Source organism: Microbacterium sp. NPDC058062 (genome assembly GCF_042885375.1).
Classification (GTDB): Bacteria; Actinomycetota; Actinomycetes; order Actinomycetales; family Microbacteriaceae; genus Microbacterium; species Microbacterium trichothecenolyticum_C.
Map to the genome: position 1 here is coordinate 230262 of NZ_JBHVSC010000002.1, position 24074 is coordinate 254335.

Sequence of the window (24074 nt, forward strand, 5' to 3'; positions counted from 1 at the left end):
CTTCGACAAGCTCAGGGAGCGGGTACGTCTAACTGGAGCGGTCGGCGACGGCCTGGGCGAACCGGGTCAGGGCCTCGCGCACCGCGCCGTCGGGCAGCGGCGCGAGCGCCTCGATCGCCTCGGTCGACCACGCGTTGGCGAGGTCGAGAGTCGCCTGGGTGGCATCGTGGTCGCGCAGCTGCGCGAGCGGCTCGTCGAGGATCGCGGGGTCGGCGCCGTCGGCGATGCGCGCCACGCCCTCGTCGATGCGCGCGCGCAGGTCGACGGAGGCGGCATCGGTCCGCTGTCCGAGCACGAGGTACGGCATGGTCGGCACGCCGGCCCGCAGGTCGGTGCCGGGCACCTTGCCGGTCTCGTCGGGGTCGGCCGACAGGTCGATGACGTCGTCGAGCAGCTGGAACGCGACGCCGGCCTTCTCGCCGAACGTCACCATCGGCTGCTCGAACTCCTTCGGGCCGTTCGAGAAGATCACGCCGGACTGGGCCGCGGCCGCGATGAGCGAGCCGGTCTTGTCGGAGAGCACCTGGAGGTAGAACGCGACGCGGTCGTCCTCGTCGGACGGGCCGACCGTCTCGTGCATCTGCCCGAGCACGAGCCGCTCGAACGTGTCGGCCTGCAGACGGATGGCGTCCTCGCCGTGGCGCGCCATGATCTGGCTCGCGCGCGAGAACAGCAGGTCGCCGGTGAGGATCGCGACGTTGTTGCCCCACACGGCGTGCGCGCTGGGGACACCGCGACGCTTGTCGGCAGCATCCATCACGTCGTCGTGGTACAGGGATCCGAGATGCGTCATCTCGAGAGCGGTCGCGGCGTCGATCACCTCGTCGGTGGCACCGTCGCCGAGCTGGGCGGTCAACAGCGCCAGCATGGGACGGATGCGCTTGCCGCCGGCGTCGTAGAGGTACCGGCTCGTCGCGTCGGCGAGCGTGTCGGCCACGCGCAGCTCGCGCTCGAGGGCGCTGTCGACGCGCTTGAGCCCCGCCTCGACGGTCTTGAGCAGGCCGCGCGATCGCGTGCCCGCGAAGATGCGGTCGGTGAGGCCCAGCTTGCCCGCGATATGCGAGCCCGGCGCTGTCGGTGTCACATGCCCAGCCTACCGGGGGCGCGTTTCGTCGCGGTCCGCCGAGCGATGGCCGCTGCTAGACCTGAGGTTTCGTCGCGCGGTGCAGCGCGACGATGCCCATCGAGAGGTTGCGGTGCGCGACGTCGGTCCATCCGGCCTGGCGGATCCACGCCGACAGCCTGCGCTGGTCGGGCCAGTCGCGGATCGACTCGTTCAGGTAGTCGTACGCCTCGGCGTTCGAGCTGACGGTCTTCGCGACGACCGGCAGCACACGGTCGTTGTAGAAGCGGTACAGGCCGTTGAACGCCTTCGACGGCGGGTGCGAGAACTCGCAGACGACGAGGCGCCCGCCGGGCTTGGTGACGCGCAGCAGCTCGCTCAGCGCCTTCTTCGGCTCGTTCACGTTGCGCAGGCCGAACGACATGGTGACCGCGTCGAACTCGTCGTCGCCGAAGGGCAGGTCGGTCGCGTCGGCCTGCACGAAGGAGAGATCCCGGATGCCGCTGTGCCGGCGGCGCCCCTCGGCGATCATGCCGGGCGAGAAGTCCGCCGCGACCACGGTGGCGCCGCGGCCGGCGAGCGCGACGCTCGAGGCGCCGGTGCCCGCGGCGAGGTCGAGGATGCGCTCCCCGGCGCGCGGGTTCACCGCGCTCGTCGTCGCGGCGCGCCAGAACCGGTCGTTGCCCATGCTCAGCACGGTGTTGGTGCGGTCGTAGCCGGCCGCGACCTGGTCGAACATGCCGCTCACACGCGACGGGTCCTTGTGGAGGTCGGCGCGGTTCGGCTCGTGATCGGAGGGGTGGGATGCCACGGCTTCGAGTCTAGGCGGCGGTTCCGCCTGCGCCGGGGCCGCCCTCGCCCGCGGTGGTGAAGAAGACGGGCGCGGGCGGGGCGACCGCGTCGTAGGACGAGAGACGGGCGAGCCAGGCATCGGGCGTCGCATCATCGAACGGCGCCTGCGCCGCGGCGACGCGGCCCTCGAGGTCCACGGCGAGCGCCTCGAGCTTGTCGACGAGGTCGAGCGGATAGCCGTACGCGACGCGGTGCTCGTCCCACTCGTCGCGGTCGTCGATGAACAGCCCGCGCCCGTCGATCGCCTTCACGACGTCGAGGTCCATGTCGATCCCCTGGGGTTCGTGGCCCTCCCAGCGGATGTCCCACGCGACGTCGATGTAGATGCGCACGCGCCGTGGCGCCCCGTGCACGGTCATCGCGTAGTCACCGCTCGGCGGGATGAGGGTGACGTTGGGCCCGTCGGCGAGGAACTCGAGCCCGGGACGGACGTTCCGCCAGCCCGAGGGCTGACCGACCCAGTCGCCCCACCGGTCCCTGCCCAGGTAGATGCAGTCGTTGACCCAGTGAGGGCCGCCGTCCCACTTGCGCCAGCGGAACTGGAGCGGGGCTCCGGGCTCGGGGCGGTCGGAATCCGGGTGGCCTGAGAGGTGCATCGGGGTCGGCACCCGCCCCAGTGTAGGGCTGTATCAGCCTCTTCCCGCCATCCCTCCTCCACGGTGGCCGCAACCTCGCGGCCCTTGAGGAGAGAAGTCCGAAAATGGCTGCAACATCCGGCGGCTCGTCGCGAAAGCGCACGTCCGCTCCTCGGGCGGAACTGGGTGCCTCCGCTCCGCTCTACATCGACGGCGACGACGTCATTCCCGGCGAGGTCATCGTCACGCTCAAGGCCGACGCCGCCGATGCCATGACGGCGTCCGTGCCCATCCACCCCGGCGGTCGCGGCGTCTCGATGGCCGATTCGCTCGGCGTGTCGGGCGTCGACGCCGTGCTCGCGCGCCTCGGCGCCTACGACATCACCCGTCTCGCCCCACCGTCGCAGGGCATCGCGCGCTCCGTGATGGCCCTGGACGGCGTGCCCGAGCCCGAGGAATCGATCCTCGGTCGCTCGTTCCGCGTCCGCATCGACACGAAGGTCGCCCCCGACAAGGCGGCGGCCGAGCTCGACGCCCTCGACGAGGTCGAGGTCGCCGAGCCGAACCGGTGGCGCGAGGCCAGCGTCATCCCCGACGACCCGCAGTTCGGTGCGCAGTGGGGGCTGACGAAGATCAACGCCCCGGACGCGTGGGACGTCACCAAGGGATCCGCGAGCGTCGTCGTGGCGGTCATCGACTCGGGCGTCGACCTCGACCACCCCGAACTGGCGCCGCTGCTGGTTCCCGGGTTCGACATGGTCGATCTGGGTCCGAACCCGACGCCGAACCCGGGGTGGCGCTTCGAGGGCGACTTCGCGGGACGCGACGCGATCCCCGAGGACGAGGTTGGCCACGGCACGCACGTCGCGGGCACCATCGCCGCCGTGTCCAACAACGCCGTCGGCGTCGCGGGCATCGGGTGGCAGACACGGATCATGCCCGTCAAGGCGCTCACCAGGGTCGTGCGCATCAGCGACGGTCGCGTGAGCGGCACGGGCTCGTCGGCCGACGTCGCCGCGGCCATCCGGTACGCGGCCGACAACGGCGCCCACGTCATCAACATGAGCCTCGGCAGCCCGTCCGCGACCTCGGTCGAGGCGAGCGCGGTGGCGTACGCGGTGAGCAAGGGCGTCGTCGTCGTGGCCGCGATGGGCAACGACGGCAGCTCTTCGCCGAGCTTCCCCGCCGCCTACCCTGACGTGATCGCGGTCGCCGCGATCCAGTCGAACGAGTCGCGCGCGGCGTTCTCGCAGACCGGACCGCACATCGACATCTCGGCGCCGGGTGTCGGCATCCTGTCGACGTACCTCGCCGGCGGCCTCGCCACGATGGCCGGCACGTCGATGGCCTCGCCGCATGTCGCGGGTGTCGCGGCACTCGTGAAGGCGGTCAAGCCGAGCCTGACGGCATCCGAGATCGGCGACATCCTCCGCTCGACGGCGAAGCCGCTCCGCGACGTCGCGAGCGATCCCGTGCCGAACGACCGGTACGGCTGGGGACTCCTCGACGCCAGTGCGGCGGTGCTGAAGGCGCGCGGCCCGATCGTCATCAAGCCGACGATCACGGTCAAGCTGCGGACGCCGGTCGTGGCGTGCGTCCCCCGGACGATCACCCTCCCGGAGTGCGGGACGATCAAGACCGTCCTTCCGCTGCAGTGCAAGAAGATCAGGTCGATCCACATCGCGTGCCCCGTGACGACGACGGTGACCAAGGTCCCGACGACCGTGACGGGCCCGGGACCCGGACCCCAGCCCGGCGGCGCCGACCCGTTCGGCATCGAGGGCGACTACGAGGCCGGCTTCGCCGCCGGCTATGCCGCAGCGATCGAGGAGCTCCAGTCCGGCGGCGGCGACGCCTACGGCGAGGGGCTGTTCGACGAGTGATCGCCGACACGACCATGGTGCGGACGGATGCGGGCACCACCCCGCATCCGTCCGTCACCGCTCTGCGCGCGGTGGGGCTGCTCGGGCCCACCGAACAGTTGCGCGCCGATCCCGTCGACCTCTCCCGCGCCCACGGGGTGTGGGCCGTGCACCTGCCGGACGAGCGCCGCGTGGTCGTCAAGTCGGGTGCGTTCACGCCGCCCGCCGACGGATCGACCGGCTCCGCCCAGGAAGGACTCGGCGCGGAGCTGTTCGTGCAGCGCATGGCGCGCTGGTGCCTCCCCCTGCAGGACGCGATCCCGTCGCCCGCGGCGGTCGACGAGGAGCACGGCATCCTCGTGGTGGCGGACCTCGGTGCGGGGCGCCCGGCGTCGCTCGCCCTCGTCTCCGGCACGATGGGCGACGAGGGCGCCTTCTTCCGTCTCCTCGGTGCCCGCGTGGGCGCCGTGCATCGCGCCACCGCGGGACTGCCGCTGCCGCCGGCGCGCCCGCCGCTCGTGCTCCACGTGCTGCGCGCGGGCGAACACGCCGACGCGCTCGGCCTCGCCGCGACGACGCGCGACCTCATCGACTTCCTTCGCGCGCGGCCGGCCCTGATGGCCGCAGCCGCGCGTCTGCGCACGCCCGCCGGGCGCGCGCTCGTGCACCACGACCTCAAGTGGGACAACATCGCCGTCGCGCCCGGCCCCTCCCCCGTCATCGTCGACTGGGAGCTCGCGGGGGCGGGCGACCCGGCATGGGACCTCGGATGCCTCGTCGCCGAGCATCTGCTGGGCGACAGGTCGGCGGCGGTCGGGCTGCCGTCGCCGGGCCGCGAGCTCGTGCGCGGCTACGGCGAAGCCGCGCGGATCTCGTCGCGAGCCACGGGACTCTTCGCCGAGCGCGTCGCTCTGGCCGCGGTGCTGCGCCTCGCGCAGTTCGCCCTCGAGGTCGCCGAGCGGAGCGAGCACGGCGACGAGGAGCAGGCCCGCGGGCTCGCGGCCCTCGCGATCGCACGCCAGGATCACCTCGCCGTCCTCACGGAGGAGCTGCGCTCATGCCTCGCACGATGACCTCCGCAACCGCGCCCGAGGCGGCCGACGCCCGCGGCGCGCGCGCCGCCGAGGCGACCCTGCGCGAACTGAGCCGGGCACTCGCGCTCGTCGAGGGCTCGGACGATGCACGCGAACTGTGCACGGACGCCCCGACCGGGGTCGAGATCGAGAGCCCGCTCGCGGAGTGGCTGTACGCGAACTGGTGGACCGGCGAGTCCGGCGGTGCCATCACACCGGAGCGCGCCCTCGTCCCCCCGCCCGTGTTCCCCCGCGTGGGCCTGTTCGAGGCGATGCGCCGCCGTGCGGCGGGCACGTCCGACGCGTGGATCGTGCTCGCCGTGGGTGACGGCACCGTCACGGTCGTGCCATCCCGTCCTCCCTCCTCCGCTCCACCGGGCCACGTCCGCATCGCGACCGACCGCATCGTCTCTTCCTCGCGGCCCGGCTCCCGCCCGGCGCCGGGCGACCTGGTGACCATCGCCCGCGGGGCGTCGGGGTGGGACCGCGCGTCGGGGTGGTGGTGGGCGCACTCCGGTGAGGGCGTCCCCGACGGGCCCCTCGACCGCTGGTACACGCACTCCCGCTCGCCGGAGGACTCCGCGGCCCTGCTGCCTCCGCTGATGGGCGCGTTCGCGGACGCCGGGAGCGCCTTCTCGCTCAAGTGCCTGCCCGCACCCGCCGGCTACGGCCGCCCCGACGCGCTCGTCGTCTACACGCCTCGGGTCGTCCGGGCGCGGGTGGCCGCGGCGCTTCGGCGCCGTGCCACGGACCTCGCGCCGCACGTCGATGCGTCGATCCCGCCGACGACGCGACGCATCGCCCGGGGCATCGGGATGTCGGAGGATCCCGCCGACGGCACCAGCTTCGGTCAGCTGCGGACCGCCCAGGTCGCCGCGATCGCGGCGATGACCGCGCACACGGATGCTGCGCCCCACCGTCTGCGCGAGGCCGCCGACGCGGTCGGCCTCGACGTGACTCGACCCTGGAAGGCACGATCATGACTGCGGTCGACCTGGCCTCGACCGGGCCGACGGCGGTGCGGTCTGCCGCCGAACTCGGCGTCGCGGCGATCACGCTGGCTCGCCGCCTCGCCGCCGACGTCGTCGTCGACGACCGCGGGGCGCCGCGGTGGATCGGCGACGAGATCGACCTCGCCGCGAGCACGGACGGATCGGTCCTGAAGACCGGGCCGGTCGACGACGGCTACCTCACGGGGCGGGCGGGCATCGCCCTCGCCCTCGCCGCGGCCGCACGGCACGCGCGCGACGCGTCACTGGCGCTGCTGGCGCACGCGACGATCGCCGACGTCGTCGACTCCCGAGGGACCGCGCAGCGCGGACAGCTCGGCTGGCAGAGCGGAGACCTGGGGATCGCGATCGCCGCGGAGCGGATCGCGGACCTGCTCGGCCGGCCCGACCTCGCGAACGCGGGCCGCCGGCTCGCCGCCGACGCGGTCGCGGCACTCGCGACCGCGGATGACTCGCGGCTGCCGGGGTACGCCGACCTTCTCGACGGCTCAGCGGGCCATCTGCTCGCCGTGCTCGCGGCCGCACTGCCGGCGCGCGCCGAGCGGCACCGGGCTGCGGCCGCCGAACGCCTCGTGCGCGACCTGCGCGCTCGCGCCGTCGTCGACATCTGCGGCGCACGCTGGCCGATGGCCGACGGCGACCGCGCGGTCACCGGCCTGGCGCACGGCTCGTCGGGCATCGGGCTGGCGCTGCTCGTGGCGCATGCCGCCGGCGTCGTCGGCGCCGACCGAGCGCTCGCCGATGCCGCGTGGACGTGGGAGGACGCGGGCTACGGCGCCGAGGACGGCGGCTGGTACGACCTGCGCGTCGATGAGCCGGCGATCGCGCTGGCGTGGTGCCACGGAGCTCCGGGGATCGGCATCACGGCGGCTCTCCGCTCGCGCATCGACCGGGACGATGCCCTCGAGAGCGAAGCGACCTACCTGCGCGCGCTCCGCTCGATCGAGCGCGCGCGGCGCGAGTTCCCCGACGATGAGGGCGACGACGCCACCCTGTGCCACGGCCGCTCCGGAATCGTCGAGCTGCACCTGGCCGGCGCCGAAGCCGCGTGGTCCACCGATGGGTCGTCCCGCGAGGAGCACCTGCGCGCGGCACGGTACGAGGCATCCGTCATCGCCGCCGGGATCGATGCCGACGGGAGCACGACATGGAGCCACGGCGTGCGGGGCGGCCGGTCGCCGGCGGTCCTCGACGGCACTGCGGGCGTCGTGCTGACGCTCCTGCGCTGCGCGGGCCCGATGGCGAGCGTCGCGCACCCGCCGCTGCGGCTGCGGTGACTCAGCGCCCGTCGTCTGCGGGCGGCTCCTCGAGCGGCTCTTCGACGGTCATGAGGCCGATGTCGCGCGTCTCGGCGCCGCCTTCTCCCCCGAAGCCGACCCACGCGTCGGGCTCGGCGATCCGCACCCCGGTCACCGTCTGCGCGCGATCGGCATAGTCGGCGACCGACTCGTCGACCGTGGCGATGAACACATCGGGCAGCTCCGGCGCGGGCGGCGAGACCGACTCGGCGCCGGCGTCGCGAAGGCCCGCCTCGACCATGCCCTGGTCGGCATCGGGCTCGACGGTGATCAGATAGCGCACGCTCACGCGGCCATCCTCACCCCGCACTGCGGCGCACACAAGGGCGGCGGCGACCGGCGTCGACCCCGGATCGGCGAGTCTAGGCTGGAGTCGTGACACCTTCGCACCGCCCGCCTGAGCTGGTGGTCGAGACCCGCGAGATCGAGCACGTCGACGACCTCCTCGCCTACGCCTCTCCCGACGAGCCTCTCGCCTGGCTGCGACGCGGCGACGGCATCGTCGGCATCGGCTCCGTCGGCGGCTATCTGCGCGACCCCCGCCGGCTGGACGGGATCGATCCGGCCACGCTTCCTTCGCCGGCCGAGACGTGGCGTCAGATCGCGGTGACCGCGGAGATCGATGATCCCGTGGGCCTCCCCGGCACCGGGCTGGTCGCGTTCGGCACGCTCGTGTTCGACGAGAGGTCGTCGGCCACGAGCCGCCTCATCATCCCGCGGGCCGTCATCGGTCGCCACCGCGGACGCTCGTGGGTGACGCGCATCCGACGCCTCGCGGCGGACATGAACGACGCCGTCGTGGAGCCCACGCCGTACGGCCCGTACTGGTCGGCCACGCTCGGCCCCGGCACGCTCAACCCCGCGGGCTACCAGGCCGCGGTGCGCGAGGCCGTCGATGCGATCGTCCGCGGAGAGCTCGAGAAGGTCGTGCTCGCGCGTGATCTCGTCGGCACGATCCCCGCCGGTGCCGACGTGCGCCGCCTGGTGCGCGCCCTCGCCGACGACTACCCCGACACCTGGACCTTCGCCGTCGACGGTCTCATCGGCGCGAGCCCCGAGACCCTCGTCACCGCCTCGCGCGGCGTCGTGACCGCACGCGTGCTCGCCGGGACGATCCCGCGCGGCACCGACGCGCACGATGACGCCGAGGCATCCGCTTCCCTCGCGCACAGCACGAAGGACCTCGACGAGCACCGCTACGCCGTGCAGAGCGTGCTCGCGAAGCTGGCGCCGCACGTGCGTCATCTGCGCGCGGATCCTGAGCCGTTCACCCTCAAGCTGCCGAACCTCTGGCACCTCGCGACCGACGTCGCGGGCGACCTGGCCGATCACGCCTCGGCCCTCGACCTGGTCGCGGAACTCCACCCCACAGCGGCAGTGGCCGGCACACCGACCGACGCCGCGCTCGAGCTGATCCGCCGGCTCGAGCCGTTCGATCGCGGCCGCTACGCCGGGCCGGTCGGCTGGATCGACGGCGACGGCAACGGCGAGTGGGCCATCGCCCTGCGCTGCGCGCAGATCGGCGGGGAGCCGCCCCGCAACGTCGCCGAGTACCGCGCGACGATCCCGGTCGTCGCCCACGCGGGCGCCGGGATCGTCGCCCAGAGCGACCCCGACAAGGAGCTGCTCGAGACCCGGGTCAAGTTCCGCCCGATCGTCGACGCGCTCGCCTGAGCGACGCGCCGACGATCGGACACGCTCACACCGAGCGCTGGTAGGCGCGGATCGACCGCACGGCCCAGACGAAGGCCAGTGCCGCGAGCACCGCGAGGCCGCCGAGCTGCCACCAGCCGTTCGCGGGGTAGTCGCCGCTGAGGCCGCCGCGGCCGAGCTCGACGGCCCACGTCATGGGGTTCCAGCGCGAGACGTCCTGCACCCACTCGGGCATCAGATCGGCCGGCATCATCGTGGTCGACAGGAACGTCGCCGGCAGCACGATGAGCTGCGACAGGCTGATCAGCGCGATCTGGCTCCGCGAGATGAGCGCGACCGCCGTCGAGGCGCAGCAGAAGATCGTCGCGAGCACCGTCGCGATGCCGAGGGCGACGAGCATGCCGCCCACCCCGCCGGGGTAGCGCGCACCGGCGAGCCAGCCGATCCCGAGCACGACGAGCGACTGCGCGAGGTTGATGATCAACTGCTGCGTCAGCTGCCCGGTGATGATCGCGGACCGCGACACCGGCGAGGTCAGGTACTGGTCCATGACACCCGAATTGATGTCGTCGATGTAGCCGGTGCCGGCCCACGCCCCCGAGTAGAGGACCGTCATCATGAGGATGCCGGGCACGAGGTAGTCGATGTAGCCGGCGCCGCCGAACTGCGGCAGCGCGCCGAGCGACTGGAAGACCTGGCCGAACAGCACGATCCAGATGACCGGCTGGATCAGCGACATGACCGGTCCCCACACCTGGCGGAGGGTCGCGATCAGCCAGCGGCGCAGCACCTGGCCGGCCTGCGTGAACCAACCCGCGCGAGGCGCGGCGCCGGTGAGAACGAGAGTCGTCATGCTGCGACTCCTTCCGTGAGGGCGTCCGACCCGGCCCCTGAGCCGGTCGAAGGGCCGAAGGTGTGGCCGACGAAGTGCAGGTACACGTCGTCGAGGGTGGGATGGGAGGCCGCGACCTGGCCGAAGCGGATGCCCGCAGCATCCAATGCTCCGATGACGGCCCCGACCGCCGCCGAGGCGTCGTCGGTGCGCGCCGCGAGGACGCCGTCGACACCGGAGGCCTCGATCACGACGTCGCGCAGGCCCGGCACGCGGCCGATCGCCGCCCGCACGGCGGCCGGGTCGGGCTCCACGAGCGACACACGCAGCGAGTCGCCGTGCAGCGCCGCCTTGAGCTCGTCGGGCGTGCCCTGCACGACCGCACGACCCCGGTTGACGAGGAGGAGCTCGTCGGCGAGGCGGTCGGCCTCCTCCATGTAGTGGGTCGTCAGCACCACGGTGAGTGCCTCCTCGCCGGACAGCCGGCGGATCTCCGCCCACATCGTGGCGCGCGCCTCGGGGTCGAGTCCCGTGGTGGGCTCGTCCAGGAACAGCACGCGCGGCCGGTGCACGAGCGCCGCGGCGACGTCGAGACGCCGGCGCATTCCGCCGGAGAAGGTTCCGACCGGACGACGGGATGCCTCGGCCAGCCCGAACTCGTCGAGCAGACGCGCCGCGCGGCCCCGGGCCTCACCCGGTGCGACGCCGCGGAGCCGTGCGGCGATCTCGAGATTCTCGCGGGCAGTGAGGAGCGGATCCGTGCTCGCCCCTTGGGACACATAGCCGATGGCGGCGCGGACCGACGCCGGGTCGGTGGTGACGTCGTGCCCCGCGACGACGGCGGTGCCGCTCGTCGGGCGGGACAGCGTCGTGAGGATCTTGGTCGTCGTGGACTTGCCGGCGCCGTTCGGGCCGAGGAGGCCGAACACGCGGCCGGCGGGGACCGAGAAGCCGAGGCCGTCGAGGGCTCGGACCCCTGGCTTCCGGCCGCGACCCGGGTAGACCTTGACGAGGTCGGTGGCGACGATCGCGCGATCGTCGGCGATGGAGTTTTCGGGCATGGCGAAGCATCCCTTCCTGCGAGATGGATTTGTGTGCCCCGGTCGTTGAGCGAGCGAGGAACGAGCGAGACGAAACGCCTTGAGACGTACGAAGAGTCAGGCGCGTTTCGTCTCGCTTCGCTCGCTCAACGACCGGAGGTCTTCTCGGGGCCGAAGAGCATCCGTGCGAGGACGAGCATCATGACCGCGAACCCGCCGACGAAGGCGACCGGCGCCCACCACCAGCCGACGGTGAAGACGAGCACCGCGATGACGGCGAAGGTCACCAGCCAGATGACGGCGCTGTAGATGCCGAAACGTGCGGCGGTCTCGGGTTCGCGCTCGAACCGGTTCGGCGGTTCGCTCGTGTGCGCCTGACGTGTCCAGGCCTTGTGGCGGTTCGTCTGGCTCGCTCCGAGGAACGCGAACAGGATGATCGAGGCGATGATGCCGAGCGCGGCGAACACGACGCCCCACACCGGCATCGAACCGAAGGCGACGAGCGCGACGAAGCCGAGCCCATAGGCGCCGAGCAGCGTGGCGAGGAAGTACCCGGCAGCGCGGTTCTGCGGCATCGGGTGGTTGGTCGTCGTCTCCTGCGAGAGCGAGTCGCCGACGAGGAGGCCGAGAGCGGTGGCCGCGAGGCCGAAGGCGCCGATCTGCGCGCCGAGCGGGATCGGCCACACGCCTGCCGCCCCGAGGATGCCGAGCGTGATGCCGATCACCGCGGCGATGGACCACACCACGGCGCGGACCACGAAGCCCGGCTTCGGACGCACGCGATGACGCTGCTGCAGGGCGGCATAGCCGTCCGCGTGCGGGCGGGGCGCAGCATCCGCCGTCTCGTCGAGAAGGGCGCGGACGTCGCCGAGCTCGGCGATCGCGCGCCGCGCCGCCTCGGTCGGCGGCACACCCGCCGCCTCGAGTTCCTCGGTACGGGCGACGAGGTTCGCGCGCACCTCCTCCTTCAGGTCCTGGGCGTCGGGCGTCATCTCGATGCCCTGGAACGCCTCGTCGAGGAGGCGATGGATGTCGGTGTTCATTGCTGGCTCTCCTTCACGTCGAGCAGTGAGTCGATGATGCGCCGGGTCGCGGTCCAGGCCGCGACGTTGCCGCGGAAGACCGCGCGGCCGGCGTCGGTGATGCGGTAGTACTTGCGGCGGCCGCCCTGGGACTCGTCGCCCCAGTACGACTCGACGAGTCCGTCCTTCTCGAGGCGGCGGTACGTGGCGTACAGCGTCGCCTCTTTGATCTCGTGATCGCCGCCGGTCGCATCGCGGATCGCCTTGTAGATCTCGAAGCCGTACGCGTCGCCGCGCCGCAGCACACCGAGCACGATCGTGTCGGTGTGGCCGCGCAGCAGGTCGGCCGCGAACGCGTCGTCTTGTGTCATGTCAAGTACTGTATCACGTCAAGTACTCATGAGCATCAACTACTTTGCGAGCTCGAATACCCGCCCTCTCCACGACGAACGCCTCCCCGCCGGCGATCGGCGGGGAGGCGTTCGGTGCGAGGGCGGGTCAGGTGGCCGCGAGGCGCAGCTTCTCGGCTTCGACGTCGAACGTCGCCTTCGGCCACTGCGGGTCGATGTCCTCGAGCGCCTCCAGCAGCAGGTTCTGGACGGCGAGCCGCCCGTACCACTTGTGGTCTGCGGGCACGACGAACCAGGGCGCATGCTCGGTCGACGTGCGCTCGAACACCGTCTGGTACGCCGCCATGTACTGCGGCCACAGCTCACGCTCGTCCACGTCGGTCGGGTTGTACTTCCAGTGCTTGTCGAGACGGTTGAGGCGCCGCATGAGGCGCTTCTTCTGCTCATCCGGCGAGATGTGGAGCATCACCTTGACGACCCTCGTGCCGGAGTCGGTGAGCTGACGCTCGAAGTCGTTGATCGCCGCGTAGCGACGCTCGATCTCCTGCTCGGGGGCGAGGCGCCTGACCCGGCCGATGAGCACGTCCTCGTAGTGCGAGCGGTCGAAGACGCCGATCATGCCCGAGTCGGGAAGCCGCTGCTTGATCCGCCACAGGAAGTCGTGCTTCAGCTCCTCGTCGGTGGGCTTCTTGAACGCCGCGAGCACGATGCCCTGCGGGTCGACGGAGCCCACGACGTGACGGATGATGCCGCCCTTGCCGGCGGAGTCCATCGCCTGCAACACGAGCAGCACGGAGGCGTTCGTCTCGTCGACGCGGCTGCGCGCGTACAGACGCTCCTGGTACTCGTCGAGCTCGGCCGCACCGGACTGGAGGTCGTCCGCCGCGTGAGCCTTGTCCTTCTCGTATCCCGGGGTCGAGCGGGTGTCGACGTCGGCGAGGACGAAACCCTCGCGGACACGGAGGAGATCGGCGACGTCGCCGCTCCAGTGCTTCTGACTCGAGGCGATCATGGAGCCATCATGGCGGATGCCGCGGGCTCAGCGCTCGAGCGGAACCTCGATGAGCTGACGACCGCCGACCGGCGATGTGAGCACCTGGTCGAGGGCCGCCCGCGTGGTGACCCGGCGGTACTCCCAGCCGTACGCGAGCGCGAGCTGCTCGAGGCGCACGGTGTGCGGCGTGAGGAGCACGCGGTCCATCACATCGGCGCCCGCGACGGAGGCCACCTCGAGCCCGTCGAAGATCGTGCCGCCGCCGTCGTTGCCGACGATGAGCTGGAGCCGCGGCTCGTCCTCCTGGGGAGGCAGGAGCATCGCGCCGGCGTCGTGCAGCAGCGCGAGGTCGCCGAGGATCACGCGAGTGACCCCGGCTCCGCCCGTCGCCTGGCTCGCGAGGGCGATGCCGGTCGCCGTGGCGATCGTTCCGTCGATGCCGGCCAGCCCGCGATTGGCGTGCACCGTCACCTTCTTGCCCGCGAGCACCTGGTCGGCGACGCGCACCAGGCGCGACGAGCCGAACACGAGGCGGTCATGGGGCCACGTCGCCCGCCAGACGGCGTCCACGAGCGCAGCACGGTCGACGGGCGCGCGGATCACGCCGAGCTCCGCCGCGATCGCTCCGAGCCTCTCCCCCGGCACCGCCGACGAGAGACCGTCGGCATCGGGAGCCGGCGGGGTGAGATCGACGGATGCTGCGCGCGACGCGTGCATCCACTCCCCGAGCCATTCGCGATCGGGGTCGCCCGTCGCGACCGCGATGCGGTCGGCGGCCAGGGTAGCGCCGTTGAGGTTGAGCGGCTCGCCCGGACCCCGCACCGCGACGACCTCGATCTCGGGGTCGGAGAGCAGCGCGGCCGCCTCCCGGCTGAGGGTCGGGTGACCCAGCACGACGACGCGCTCGATGCGGCCGCCGAGCTGCGGGTCGCGCAGCAGCGCGCGGTAGCCGTGGACGAGCTGACGACCGAAGCGCGCACCGCTCACGATCTCGGCGACGAGCGGCCACGCGCCGACGTGGGCGAGCTCCTCCGCGTCGGGGCCGGCGTCGGATCCCGCGAGCACGATGGTGCGGGGACCGCGCTCGAGCACGAGCGGCGCATCCTCCGGCTCGGTCGGCAGGTCGGCCTCGCCGATGCCGCCACCGCCCTGGTACAGGGCACCGGATGCCTCGTCCTCGGCGTCGACCGCCACCGGGGGTCCGTCGGGGTCGTCGACGACGGCGGTCTCGAGCTCGGCGGCGGGCACGCCCATCCACGCGGGGAGGGCGCCCGACAGCGGCTCGCGGTACGGCAGGTTCAGGTGCACGGGGCCCGGCGAGCGCGTGCCCGCGCCCAGCGCCGCGGCGACGGCGTCCTCGGCGAGAAGACGGAGCATGGCGCTCTGCTCGTGGGTGCCGTCGGGATCGAGCGCCTCGGGCACCGGCACATCGGCCTCGAGCCGCACGGTGGGCGCGAACATCCCCGGCTGGCGCGTCGTCTGGTTCGCTCCGACCCCGCGCAGCTCCGGGGGCCGGTCGGCGGTGAGCAGCAGCAGCGGCACGCCGGCGTGATGGGCCTCGAGCGCGGCGGGCAGCAGGTTCGCGACCGCGGTGCCCGACGTGCAGACCACGGCCGCCGGCACCCGCGTCTCGCGTCCAATGCCGAGCGCCGTGAAGCCCGCGACGCGCTCGTCGATGCGGACGTGGAGGCGGAGGGCGCCGCGCCGCTCGAGCTCTGCCGCGACCAGGGCGAGCGCCTGCGAGCGCGAGCCCGGGCTCAGCACGACGTGGCGCACACCGAGCTCGACGAGCCGGCACAGCAGCGCGGCGGCGGCATCGGTCGCGGGCGCGGAATCGAGCGCGCCCCCGGCGCTGTCGGAGTCGGTCACGTCAGCCGAGGGCCCCGCGCTGACCGCGGGCGTCGTCGTCGCCGTCAGCGGGACGGATCGGCGGCTTCGGCTGCGGCGGGGTGCCCGGCGTCGCGGTGCCTCCCGCGGCTGCCGCACTGCCGGGTACGGCGGTGTCGTCGGACGCCGCAGGACCGCCCGGCGGGTTGAAGCGGGGATCGTCGCCCTCGGCGTCGAGCTGCGCGAGCTCCTCCTCGAGGCGGCGGATGCGCTCGTCCTGGTCGGAGATCGTGCCGATGCGCCCGAGGAACTCGGGGTCGTCATCCGGGGCCCTGCGTGCGGCGACGGACGACGCGCGCCCGCGGCCGACGATGAGCCAGAGGATGCCACCCAGCACGGGCAGCAGCACGACGATGAGGATCCAGATCGGCTTGCTCACGCCGCGGTGGCGGGTCGGGGGCTGGACGGCGCAATCGACGATGGTGAAGACCCAGAACGCGGTCGCCACCAGGGCCAGAATCAACAGCACCCGAGGCATCTTCCCATCCTAGGCGGGCGGGGCCCCGAGTGGGCGTTCGCGGGCGCTCCGTGACGCAACCGTCGCAGAAGCGGCCTCCGCGGCGGAACGTAGGATGGATGGGTGAAAGCGCGCTCTGCCATCGTCTACTCGGTGCTGCGGCTGCTGGCGTTCCTCGTGCCGTTCGGCATCCTGATGCTGTTCCCGATCATGCGCGAGTACTACTGGCTCGCCGCCATCTTCGCCGCCCTCATCGGCCTGAGCCTCTCGGTGCTCTTCCTCCGCAAGCCCCTCGACGACGTCACCTCGGGCCTCGCCGAGCGCCGCGCCCAGGCGCGCACTGCCGCCAGCGACGAAGAGGCGGAGGATGCCGCGGCCGACGCTGCCGCCCCCTCCACGCCCGACACCGAAGCGCCCGAGTCCCGCGCCTGACGCCGGGGCGCAGCATCCGTCAGCCGATGAAGGCCCACATCAGGAAGGCGCCGTAGGCGACGGACGTCAGCGATGTGAGGCCGAGGGCGACGACGAGTTCGCGCGGGTCGCGGTAGGTCCACACGATGAGGATCGCGGGCGCACCGGCCAGGAGCGCCAGCAGCGTGAGCCACGCGATCGGGTAGCCGATCCACGCCAGGAACGCGGCGATGGCGAACGCCACCAGCAGGAACACGGTGAACAGCCAGCGCGTCGCGGTGCGGCCGATGAGCACGGTGAGCGTCCGCTTGTGCGCGGCACGGTCCTGGTCGATGTCGCGCAGGTTGTTGGCCAGCAGCACGGCGCAGGCGATGAGGCCGACGCCGACGGCGCCGAACCACGCCTCCTGCGGGAGCGCGAAGGCCTGCACCCAGGTCGTGCCGAGCGTCGCGACGAGACCGAAGAACACGAAGACGAAGAGCTCGCCGAGGCCGTAGTAGCCGTACGGGCGCTTGCCGCCGGTGTAGAACCACGCGGCGAGGATGCACACGGCGCCGGCGGCGATCAGCCACCACTGCTGGGTGCGGATCGTGATCGCGAGTCCGGCGAGCGCCGCGATCGCGAAGAACGCGAGCGCGACGATGAGCACGGTGCGCGGCTTCACCTTGCGGCCGGCCGTGAGACGGGCGGGGCCGACCCGGAAGTCGTCGGTGCCCCGGATGCCGTCGCTGTAGTCGTTGGCGTAGTTGACGCCGATCTGCAGCGCCACCGACACGATGAGGCAGAAGAGCGCGATCACCCAATGGAAGACGTCCACCACGAGGATCGCGGCGCCCGTGCCGACGAGGATGGGCGTGATCGCCAGGGGCAGCGTCCGCAGGCGCGCCGCGCCGATCCAGTCGCGCGCCGTGGGCTTCTCGACGTGTGCGGGGTCGCGCGAGACGTGCGCCTTCTGCGGGTTTCCGCGGGGCGGCTGCTTCTTGCGTCCGGCGGTGGTGCGCTTCTTGCTCGGGGTTCCTGCCACGAATGCACATCTTAGGCGCCGAGTCGATGTGGCACCCGCATCCGTCAACCCCCCTGACGGATGTCGGCGCCCGGGGCGAGGATGAAGCCCATGCTGAGTATCGGATCCATCGTCCTCACCGTCGAGGACATCTCACGCGCCGGTGACTTCTGGCGCGCGGCCCTCGGCTACGTGAACCGCAACGAGCCGGGCGACGACTGGGTCATCCTCGATCCGCCGGGCAAGGCCGATTGGTCGGCGCCCGGGGCGAGTCTCGCGCTCTCGGTCACCGGGTACCCGCAGCACTACCCGCCGCGCATCCACCTCGACCTGTACGCCGAAGACCAGGCGGCCGAGGTGCAGCGCCTGATCGGGCTCGGTGCCCGCGAGGTCGACTGGCACGACTACCCCGACGACGCCGACTGGGTCGTCCTCGAAGACACCGAGGGCAACCGCTTCTGCGTCGTCGACACCGGCCCGTACCCGCCGGGCTAGACCCCGTTCGCTGAGCTTGTCGAAGCGCGCCTCAGTGCAGGGCCATCACCGCGCGGCGGATCGCCTCGCGGTCGGGTTTTCCCGAGGGCAGCGTCGCGAGCTCGTCGACCAGCACGAGCCGTGACGGGCGGGCGTGTGCGCCGATCTCGGCCTGGACGGCGGCGCGCGCCTCCTCGAGCTGCACCGCTTCGCTGCGCCGCAGCGCCTCGCCCCGGGAGGCGACGACGACGGATGCCTCGCCCCACCGCTCGTCGGGAATCCCCACGACCACGGCGAGAGCGAGGCCGGGGATCCCCCGCACGATCCGCTCGACGCGGTCGAGCGACACGTTGATGCCGCCCGAGACGATGACGTTGTCGATGCGGCCGCGCACGCGCAGGACCCCGTCCTCGAGGAGTCCCGCGTCGCCGGTGCGGTACCACCGGGATCCGTCGCGGTCGCGGAGGAACGCAGCATCCGTCAGCTCGTCGTTGCCGAGGTAGCCGTCGGCCAGTGTCGGACCGGAGACCTGCACCTCGCCGCGCTCGATGCGCAGGCGCACGTTGCCCAGGGCCACGCCGTCGTACACGCAGCCGCCGCTGGTCTCGGTGGAGCCGTAGGTGCGCACGATGCGCGCGCCCGCGGCCTCGGCGCGCTCGAGGGTCGCCGCGGGGAGCGCCTGGCCTCCGACGAGGATCGTCTCGAACGACCGCAGCGCCGCGAGGACCGAGGGGTCGTGCTCGGCCGCGTCGAGCAGCTTCGACAGCTGCGCGGGCACCAGCGAGGTGTAGCTCGGCACCCGCTCGCCGCGGTCGGTCGACACCATCATGAGCGCGCCCGCCGAGAACGCCTGCGGAGTGAAGGCCCCCGCGAGGATCGCGGGCTCGCGATCGGCGACGAGGGAGCGCACGAGCACCTGCAGACCCGCGACGTAGCTCGCCGGCAGCGCCAGCAGCCACGCGCCGTCGCCGATGCGGTCGGCGGTCGACAGGGCGCTCGCGGTGAGCGCGTCGCGGCTGAGGACCACGCTCTTCGGGATGCCGGTGGACCCGGATGTCGTCACGACCACCGCGGTGCCCGCCCGGACGTCCGCGGGGAGGCCGCTGACGAGGCCGAGGCCGAGCGCCGGTCCTGCACCGTGCAGCGCACCGCGGAGGCCCCGCAGGATCTCGCGGGGGTCATCGCCGATGACGGGGACGAGCTTCATCGCGGGCGCCGGATCAGAAGTGCCAGGGGTAGGGCGACCAGTCGGGGTCGCGCTTCTCGAGGAACGAGTCCCGACCCTCGACGGCCTCGTCGGTGCCGTAGGCGAGACGCGTGGCCTCCCCCGCGAACACCTGCTGGCCCACCATCCCGTCGTCGACCGCGTTGAACGCGAACTTCAGCATGCGGATCGCGGTCGGCGACTTGGTGAGGATGGTGCGGGCCATCGCCACGGCCTCGCGCTCGAGGTCGGCATGCGGCACGACCCGGTTGACCGCGCCCATCTCGTAGGCGCGCTGCGCGGAGTACTCCTCGGCGAGGAAGAAGACCTCGCGTGCGAACTTCTGCCCGATCTGCCGCGCGAAGTACGCCGAGCCGTACCCGGCGTCGAACGAGCCCACGTCGGCGTCCGTCTGCTTGAACCGGCCGTGCTCGGCCGAGGCGATCGACAGGTCGCACACGACATGCAGCGAGTGCCCGCCGCCGGCGGCCCACCCGGGGATCACCGCGATCACGACCTTGGGCATGAACCGGATCAGCCGCTGCACCTCGAGGATGTGGAGTCGCCCGGCACGGGCCTGCGCGTCTGCGGGGACCGCGGACTCGTCCTCGGAGTACTTGTAGCCGTCGCGCCCGCGGATGCGCTGGTCGCCGCCCGAGCAGAACGCCCAGCCGCCGTCCTTCGGGCTCGGCCCGTTGCCGGTGAGCAGCACGACGCCCACGCGGGGGTCCTGGCGGGCGACGTCGAGCGCGCGGTAGAGCTCGTCGACGGTGTGCGGGCGGAAGGCGTTGCGCACCTCCGGCCGGTCGAACGCGATGCGCGCGATGCGGCCGTCCTTCGAGACATGGGCCGTGATGTCGGTGTAGCCGCCCTCGGGCCGGCCGGGCGCCTGCTGCCACTCGCTGTCGTCGAAGAGATCCGAAACGCTCACCCGGCCAGCCTACGGTGGGCTCCGCGCGGGCGTCATGTGCAACCGGACACCGGCGGCCGGGGCCTAGCCTGGATCGGTGACTTCGACTCTTCGCGCCGTGGCGGCCGCCGCGGCATCCGCTGCCCTGCTCTTCGCCCTCGCCGCCTGCTCGTCCGGCGCCCCCGAGGCGGCCCCGACGGCCTCCGACACGCAGACCGTGCAGGTCAGCGACGAGGCGTGCGCCGACGACGCCGGCATCACCGTGGTCGTCGACGCCTCCGCTCTCGGCGAAGACGGCAAGGAGTGGTGCATCGCGACCGATGAGGCCCTCGTCGCCGCCGATGCGTTCACGCTCGTGAATGTCACGACCGAGGGCACGGAGCAGTACGGCGACCAGGTGGTCTGCCGCGTGAACGGCGTGCCCGCCGAGGACCAGGCGATCACCGCACCCGACGGCTCGGAGTACTTCGAGACCTGCAAGACGATGGCTCCGGAGTACGCCTACTGGTCGCTGTGGGTCAAGCCCGCGGGCGGCGAGTGGGACTACGCGCAGGAGGGTGCCTCGACCCAGAAGCTCGAGCCCGGTGAGGGCGTCGAGCTGCTCTTCACGCTGAACGGAGAGCCGGCAGCGCCGACATCCTGACATGACGTTCCGACCCGGTCCCCTGCGAGCCGCGGCGATCCTCGCCGCAGGGTTCGTGGCGGCCCGGGTCGTCTACCGCATCCTCTTCCACGGCGCCGACGGCGACGGCTTCGTCCTGCTGAACCTTCCGGCGGTGCGACTGCCGTCGCCGTTCGCGCATGTGGTGCTGCTGGGTCCGGTCACGGTCGATGGACTGTGGGATGCCGCCGCCAGCGCCCTGCCGATCGCCCTCGCGATCCTCGCGTTCGGGGTGGTGAACGCCCTCGTCGACCTGCACCGCGTCTTCGCGCGGGCCTCCCGGCGCGGCCCGCTGCGAGGCGTCGCGCGGGCGCTCGCGATCGCCGCGGCCACCCTCCCCTCGCTCGCCGACGGCGCCCGCGCGGTGCGGTTCGCGCAGCGCCTCCGCGGCGAGCGCGGCGGGGCACGGATGCTGCTTCCCCTGCTGGAGCGAACGCTCGAACGCGCGGGGGCCGTGGCCGCCGCCCTCGAGCTTCGGGGCTTCGCAGGACGCGGACTGGACGGGGACTGCCTCGCCCCGGTCCAGGCCGAAGGCGCGGAGATCGGGTTCGGCGATGGCGGAGCGAGACGAGGCATCCGTCTTCCGTCCTCGCTCGCGCTCCCGGCGGGGACGCTCACCCTCGTCGCGGGGCCGACCGGGTCGGGCAAGTCGACGCTGCTGCGGGCGGTCGCGGGCCTCCACACGCATACGGACGGCGGCTGGATCGCCGGGTCGCTGCAGGTCGTCGGCCACGAACGCGCGACCGTGCCGCCGCGCGACCTCGCAGAGCGCGTGGGCGTGGTGCTGCAGCATCCGCGTGACGCGTTCGCCACCGAGCGCGTACGCGACGAGATCGGACTCTCGCTCGAGCTGCGCGGCGTCGCCCCCGTTCTCGCGACCGCGCGCGTGGCCGAGATCGCCGGCCGGGTCGGCGCGACGGCGCTGCTCGACCGCCCCACGCGCGGGCTCTCGGCGGGCGAGGCGACGCTGGTGGCGATCGCCGCCGCGATCGTGGAGCACCCCATCCTGCTGCTGGTCGACGAGCCGCTCGCCGACCTCGACGCCGACGCGCGGGTGCGGATCGCCGGGCTCCTGGATTCCCTGGCGCACGAGGCGGGGATGTGCGTCGTGGTGGCGGAGCATCGCGTCGACGCACTCGCCGGGATCGCAGACACGGTGCTGCGGATCGACGGCGGTGCGGTCGTTTCCGTCGAGCCCATCTCTGATTTGGGGCGCACCACCGACGTTCCGGGCGCACGGTCGGCGCCCGGAACGCGCAGCGCGCGCCCCGAATCGACGGGGTCGTCGGACGTCGTACTGCGAGCCCGCGGCATCACGGTGCGGCACCGGGGTGCGGTAGCCGTGGCCGGTGCCGACGTCGAGCTGCGCGCCGGCGAGGTCGTCGCGCTCGTCGGACCCAACGGCGCCGGCAAATCGAGCCTGCTCGCGGCGCTCGCCCTTCCTGCGCGCGGGATGGAGATCGAGTCCGCCGGTCGCGTGGCGCTGGTTCCGGATGCCTCGGACGACCTTTTCGTCTCCGACTCGGTCGCGGCCGAGTGCCGCCGCGCCGACCGCCGGGCGGGACGTGGTGCGGAGCCTGCGGCTGCGATCCGGTTCGCCGGGTTCCTGGGTCTCGACCCGGACGGTCCGGCGTTCGTGGCGCGGCTGGCGCGGCACCCGCGCGACCTCTCCGCGGGTGAGCGGCGCTGCCTCGCGCTGGCGATCCAGCTCGCGGTCGCGCCGCGCGTGCTCCTGGTGGACGAGCCGACCCGCGGCCTCGACCCCGCGGCCCGCGACATGGTCTGGGCCGCGCTGGACTCGCTCGCCGCCACGGGCACGGCGGTGCTGGTGGCCACGCACGAGCCCGAGTTCGCCGCCCGGGCCGACGCGGCGCTGCTGATGCGGGCGGGCGTGCTGTCCGCAGCATCCATCCCCCTCCCTCTCGCGCTCTCCCCCGTCCCCACCCCCGACGCCCCCGACCGATTGCAGGACGAACCCCGGGTCGACGGGTTCGCCGCCCGGAATGCCGCGGCCGATGCCGGAGTCCGGGGCACTGGTCCTGCAGACGGCGCAGCGGGGAGCCCGTTGGACGGCGCAGCCCACGCAGCCCCACGTCGGGTCAGCGGCCGTCTGCCGGTCCTGGCTCTGGCGGCCGCGAACCTCGTCGCGCTCGGGGCGTTCTGCTGGCCGCTCGTCGCGACGGCGGTGCCGGAGCAGGCCTATGCGGCGGTGCCGATCGCGGCGCTCGCGCTCGTGCCCCTTGCGGCGCTCGTCGTCGTGGCCACCCTCGACGGGAGCGTGCGGTCGGCGCACATGCTCGCGCTCCTCGGCACGCTCGCCGCGATCGGCGCGGCCGTGCGCATCGCGGGCACGGGCGTCGGCGGTGTCGAGGCGGTGTTCATCCTGCTGATCCTCGCGGGGCGTGCCTATGGCGCGCGGTTCGGAATGCTGCTCGGCATGGCGACGATCGCCCTGTCCACCCTCATCACGGGCACCTTCGGCCCGTGGACGCCGTTCCAGATGTTCGCGTGCGCGTGGGTCGGCGCGATCGCGGGGCTCCTCCCCCGGCGGATCTCCCGCGGGGCCGAGATCGCGATGCTCAGCGTCTACGGGGTCGTCGCCTCGTACGCGTTCGGCCTGCTGATGAACCTGTGGTTCTGGCCGTTCGCCGTCGGCTACGGCACCGGCATCTCGTACGACGGCAGCGCGCCGCTCGACGTGAACCTCTCGAGCTTCCTGCTGTACTCGCTGGTCACCTCGACCCTCAGCTGGGACACCCTCCGCGCGATCACCACCGTCATCGGGCTGGTCGTCGTCGGTCGCCCGATCCTCGCGGCCCTCCGCCGCACAAAGCCGCTGGCGACGCGGACGCAGCCCGTGCCCGCCCCGCGGGAGCGCGCTTCTGCCCTATCGTGAGGGTCACGTGCCGGGAGGAGCCCACGTGACCACTGCGACCGCAGCGCCGCCGACGAACCTCATCGGTGCGTACGTCCCCGAGATCATCTCGCTCGCCAAGCGCGGTCTCCTGTGGGCGGTTCTGTACGGCGTGCTCACCCTCGCCTCGAGCGGCGGATGCCTCGACCCCGCGTCGGGCGGCGACCAGATCTGCTACACCGCGACGCTGCGTCCCTCGCCCCTGACGTGGCTCGTGATGGCGTTCGTCTTCGTGGTCGCCCTGAGCCGCGCCGCGAAGGCCACCACGACCGCCCAGATCACCCGGATCCTCCGGATCGCCGCGACCGCCCTGTGGGTGGTCCCGCTCCTGGCCTCCGTGCTCGGCGCGATGTGGTTCATGACGGCCTCGCCCGAGTCGTGGCTCGACGGCGGCGTGCCCGCCAACGTCGATTTCCGGATCACGCCGGGCTGAGCCTCCGCGCGCGGCCGACGTGACCGTGGCGGGAGTCGCCGCTCTGCACATCGGGTCGCGACCACAGCGATCACCGTGATGGATCCTGCGGGCCGC

The 24074-nt window shown here is 72.7% G+C and carries 24 protein-coding genes; 10 read left to right on the forward strand and 14 right to left on the reverse strand.

Annotation, left to right across the window (positions count from 1 at the left end):
* Nucleotides 1-28: 28 nt before the first annotated feature.
* The 3 genes from ACFVSU_RS05775 to ACFVSU_RS05785 are packed head-to-tail and all read right to left on the reverse strand — an operon-like array spanning nucleotide 29 to nucleotide 2523.
* The gene (locus tag ACFVSU_RS05775) at nucleotides 29-1084 is read right to left on the reverse strand and encodes a polyprenyl synthetase family protein (protein WP_387139341.1); all 1056 of its coding nucleotides are present in this window, start codon (nucleotides 1082-1084) and stop codon (nucleotides 29-31) included.
* Nucleotides 1085-1139: 55 nt separating this feature from the next.
* Nucleotides 1140-1874 carry a demethylmenaquinone methyltransferase gene (locus tag ACFVSU_RS05780; protein ID WP_387139344.1) on the reverse strand — a complete coding sequence of 245 codons (735 nt, stop codon included), beginning with the start codon at nucleotides 1872-1874 and terminating at the stop codon, nucleotides 1140-1142.
* Between the two features lie 10 nt (nucleotides 1875-1884).
* Entirely contained in the window at nucleotides 1885-2523 is a 639-nt protein-coding gene (locus ACFVSU_RS05785) for a DUF402 domain-containing protein (protein WP_387139347.1), read from the reverse strand.
* 92 nt (nucleotides 2524-2615) lie between these two features.
* Here ACFVSU_RS05785 and ACFVSU_RS05790 point away from each other — a divergent pair, with 92 nt between their 5' ends.
* From ACFVSU_RS05790 to ACFVSU_RS05805, 4 genes are read left to right on the forward strand one after another with little or no spacing between them, the layout of a single operon-like run.
* Nucleotides 2616-4373 (forward strand): S8 family serine peptidase, encoded by a 1758-nt coding sequence (locus tag ACFVSU_RS05790; protein ID WP_387139351.1) that lies wholly within the window; start codon nucleotides 2616-2618, stop codon nucleotides 4371-4373.
* Nucleotides 4370-5425, forward strand: a complete 1056-nt coding sequence (locus ACFVSU_RS05795) for a phosphotransferase (RefSeq protein WP_387139354.1) — start codon at nucleotides 4370-4372, stop codon at nucleotides 5423-5425. The genes ACFVSU_RS05790 and ACFVSU_RS05795 overlap by 4 nt, the downstream gene beginning before the upstream one ends.
* The gene (locus tag ACFVSU_RS05800) at nucleotides 5422-6408 is read left to right on the forward strand and encodes a T3SS effector HopA1 family protein (protein ID WP_387139357.1); all 987 of its coding nucleotides are present in this window, start codon (nucleotides 5422-5424) and stop codon (nucleotides 6406-6408) included. Before ACFVSU_RS05795 ends, ACFVSU_RS05800 begins: the two co-directional genes overlap by 4 nt.
* The gene (locus tag ACFVSU_RS05805; RefSeq protein ID WP_387139360.1) at nucleotides 6405-7712 is read left to right on the forward strand and encodes a lanthionine synthetase LanC family protein; all 1308 of its coding nucleotides are present in this window, start codon (nucleotides 6405-6407) and stop codon (nucleotides 7710-7712) included. The genes ACFVSU_RS05800 and ACFVSU_RS05805 overlap by 4 nt, the downstream gene beginning before the upstream one ends.
* A gap of 1 nt (nucleotide 7713) precedes the next feature.
* Here the strand turns inward: ACFVSU_RS05805 and ACFVSU_RS05810 are convergent, their stop codons facing one another.
* On the reverse strand, nucleotides 7714-8022 hold the full coding sequence (locus tag ACFVSU_RS05810) for a hypothetical protein (protein WP_387139363.1): 309 nt from the start codon (nucleotides 8020-8022) through the stop codon (nucleotides 7714-7716).
* An 86-nt stretch (nucleotides 8023-8108) separates the two neighbouring features.
* Here ACFVSU_RS05810 and ACFVSU_RS05815 point away from each other — a divergent pair, with 86 nt between their 5' ends.
* Complete coding sequence (locus tag ACFVSU_RS05815) at nucleotides 8109-9407, forward strand: isochorismate synthase MenF (RefSeq protein WP_387139366.1); 1299 nt, start codon at nucleotides 8109-8111, stop codon at nucleotides 9405-9407.
* Nucleotides 9408-9432: 25 nt separating this feature from the next.
* Here the strand turns inward: ACFVSU_RS05815 and ACFVSU_RS05820 are convergent, their stop codons facing one another.
* The 7 genes from ACFVSU_RS05820 to ACFVSU_RS05850 form a co-directional block, all read right to left on the reverse strand.
* Nucleotides 9433-10239 carry an ABC transporter permease gene (locus ACFVSU_RS05820; RefSeq protein ID WP_387139369.1) on the reverse strand — a complete coding sequence of 269 codons (807 nt, stop codon included), beginning with the start codon at nucleotides 10237-10239 and terminating at the stop codon, nucleotides 9433-9435.
* Nucleotides 10236-11279 carry an ATP-binding cassette domain-containing protein gene (locus ACFVSU_RS05825; protein WP_387139372.1) on the reverse strand — a complete coding sequence of 348 codons (1044 nt, stop codon included), beginning with the start codon at nucleotides 11277-11279 and terminating at the stop codon, nucleotides 10236-10238. The genes ACFVSU_RS05820 and ACFVSU_RS05825 overlap by 4 nt, the downstream gene beginning before the upstream one ends.
* A gap of 125 nt (nucleotides 11280-11404) precedes the next feature.
* Nucleotides 11405-12301, reverse strand: coding sequence for a permease prefix domain 1-containing protein (locus ACFVSU_RS05830; protein ID WP_387139376.1), 897 nt, complete (start codon nucleotides 12299-12301; stop codon nucleotides 11405-11407).
* Nucleotides 12298-12651 carry a PadR family transcriptional regulator gene (locus ACFVSU_RS05835; RefSeq protein ID WP_056368906.1) on the reverse strand — a complete coding sequence of 118 codons (354 nt, stop codon included), beginning with the start codon at nucleotides 12649-12651 and terminating at the stop codon, nucleotides 12298-12300. Before ACFVSU_RS05835 ends, ACFVSU_RS05830 begins: the two co-directional genes overlap by 4 nt.
* 127 nt (nucleotides 12652-12778) lie before the next feature.
* Complete coding sequence (locus tag ACFVSU_RS05840) at nucleotides 12779-13642, reverse strand: polyphosphate kinase 2 family protein (RefSeq protein WP_387139379.1); 864 nt, start codon at nucleotides 13640-13642, stop codon at nucleotides 12779-12781.
* 27 nt (nucleotides 13643-13669) lie between these two features.
* The gene (menD, locus tag ACFVSU_RS05845; RefSeq protein ID WP_387139382.1) at nucleotides 13670-15493 is read right to left on the reverse strand and encodes a 2-succinyl-5-enolpyruvyl-6-hydroxy-3-cyclohexene-1-carboxylic-acid synthase; all 1824 of its coding nucleotides are present in this window, start codon (nucleotides 15491-15493) and stop codon (nucleotides 13670-13672) included.
* Nucleotide 15494: 1 nt separating this feature from the next.
* Complete coding sequence (locus ACFVSU_RS05850) at nucleotides 15495-15989, reverse strand: PLD nuclease N-terminal domain-containing protein (protein WP_387139385.1); 495 nt, start codon at nucleotides 15987-15989, stop codon at nucleotides 15495-15497.
* A 102-nt stretch (nucleotides 15990-16091) separates the two neighbouring features.
* Here ACFVSU_RS05850 and ACFVSU_RS05855 point away from each other — a divergent pair, with 102 nt between their 5' ends.
* Entirely contained in the window at nucleotides 16092-16400 is a 309-nt protein-coding gene (locus ACFVSU_RS05855; protein ID WP_387139389.1) for a DUF4229 domain-containing protein, read from the forward strand.
* 19 nt (nucleotides 16401-16419) lie between these two features.
* On the opposite strand, the gene ACFVSU_RS05860 is transcribed toward ACFVSU_RS05855, so the two are convergent.
* A complete protein-coding gene (locus ACFVSU_RS05860) occupies nucleotides 16420-17403 on the reverse strand; it encodes a 1,4-dihydroxy-2-naphthoate polyprenyltransferase (protein WP_387139392.1) in 984 nt (327 codons plus the stop codon).
* Nucleotides 17404-17493: 90 nt separating this feature from the next.
* On the opposite strand from ACFVSU_RS05860, the gene ACFVSU_RS05865 reads away from it, so the two are divergent.
* Nucleotides 17494-17877, forward strand: coding sequence for a VOC family protein (locus ACFVSU_RS05865; RefSeq protein WP_387139395.1), 384 nt, complete (start codon nucleotides 17494-17496; stop codon nucleotides 17875-17877).
* A gap of 31 nt (nucleotides 17878-17908) precedes the next feature.
* On the opposite strand, the gene ACFVSU_RS05870 is transcribed toward ACFVSU_RS05865, so the two are convergent.
* Both ACFVSU_RS05870 and ACFVSU_RS05875 read right to left on the reverse strand, forming a co-directional pair.
* A complete protein-coding gene (locus tag ACFVSU_RS05870; RefSeq protein ID WP_387139398.1) occupies nucleotides 17909-19063 on the reverse strand; it encodes an AMP-binding protein in 1155 nt (384 codons plus the stop codon).
* A gap of 13 nt (nucleotides 19064-19076) precedes the next feature.
* The gene (locus ACFVSU_RS05875; RefSeq protein ID WP_387139401.1) at nucleotides 19077-19991 is read right to left on the reverse strand and encodes a 1,4-dihydroxy-2-naphthoyl-CoA synthase; all 915 of its coding nucleotides are present in this window, start codon (nucleotides 19989-19991) and stop codon (nucleotides 19077-19079) included.
* 76 nt (nucleotides 19992-20067) lie between these two features.
* Between ACFVSU_RS05875 and ACFVSU_RS05880 the strand changes: the two genes are divergently transcribed.
* From ACFVSU_RS05880 to ACFVSU_RS05890, 3 genes are read left to right on the forward strand one after another with little or no spacing between them, the layout of a single operon-like run.
* Complete coding sequence (locus ACFVSU_RS05880) at nucleotides 20068-20613, forward strand: hypothetical protein (protein WP_387139404.1); 546 nt, start codon at nucleotides 20068-20070, stop codon at nucleotides 20611-20613.
* A gap of 1 nt (nucleotide 20614) precedes the next feature.
* Nucleotides 20615-23527 (forward strand): ATP-binding cassette domain-containing protein, encoded by a 2913-nt coding sequence (locus ACFVSU_RS05885; protein ID WP_387139407.1) that lies wholly within the window; start codon nucleotides 20615-20617, stop codon nucleotides 23525-23527.
* A 25-nt stretch (nucleotides 23528-23552) separates the two neighbouring features.
* Nucleotides 23553-23978 carry a hypothetical protein gene (locus ACFVSU_RS05890; protein WP_387139409.1) on the forward strand — a complete coding sequence of 142 codons (426 nt, stop codon included), beginning with the start codon at nucleotides 23553-23555 and terminating at the stop codon, nucleotides 23976-23978.
* The last annotated feature ends 96 nt before the right edge of the window (nucleotides 23979-24074 follow it).

Excerpts from the sequence above, each read along its gene's own strand:
- ACFVSU_RS05800 (WP_387139357.1), top strand. The coding sequence starts at position 5,422 with ATGACCTCCGCAACCGCGCCCGAGGCGGCCGACGCCCGCGGCGCGCGC.
- ACFVSU_RS05790 (WP_387139351.1), top strand. The coding sequence starts at position 2,616 with ATGGCTGCAACATCCGGCGGCTCGTCGCGAAAGCGCACGTCCGCTCCT.
- ACFVSU_RS05865 (WP_387139395.1), top strand. The coding sequence starts at position 17,494 with ATGCTGAGTATCGGATCCATCGTCCTCACCGTCGAGGACATCTCACGC.
- ACFVSU_RS05805 (WP_387139360.1), top strand. The coding sequence starts at position 6,405 with ATGACTGCGGTCGACCTGGCCTCGACCGGGCCGACGGCGGTGCGGTCT.
- ACFVSU_RS05830 (WP_387139376.1), bottom strand. The coding sequence starts at position 12,301 with ATGAACACCGACATCCATCGCCTCCTCGACGAGGCGTTCCAGGGCATC.
- ACFVSU_RS05835 (WP_056368906.1), bottom strand. The coding sequence starts at position 12,651 with ATGACACAAGACGACGCGTTCGCGGCCGACCTGCTGCGCGGCCACACC.
- ACFVSU_RS05825 (WP_387139372.1), bottom strand. The coding sequence starts at position 11,279 with ATGCCCGAAAACTCCATCGCCGACGATCGCGCGATCGTCGCCACCGAC.
- ACFVSU_RS05870 (WP_387139398.1), bottom strand. The coding sequence starts at position 19,063 with ATGAAGCTCGTCCCCGTCATCGGCGATGACCCCCGCGAGATCCTGCGG.
- ACFVSU_RS05840 (WP_387139379.1), bottom strand. The coding sequence starts at position 13,642 with ATGATCGCCTCGAGTCAGAAGCACTGGAGCGGCGACGTCGCCGATCTC.
- ACFVSU_RS05850 (WP_387139385.1), bottom strand. The coding sequence starts at position 15,989 with ATGCCTCGGGTGCTGTTGATTCTGGCCCTGGTGGCGACCGCGTTCTGG.
- ACFVSU_RS05885 (WP_387139407.1), top strand. The coding sequence starts at position 20,615 with ATGACGTTCCGACCCGGTCCCCTGCGAGCCGCGGCGATCCTCGCCGCA.
- ACFVSU_RS05820 (WP_387139369.1), bottom strand. The coding sequence starts at position 10,239 with ATGACGACTCTCGTTCTCACCGGCGCCGCGCCTCGCGCGGGTTGGTTC.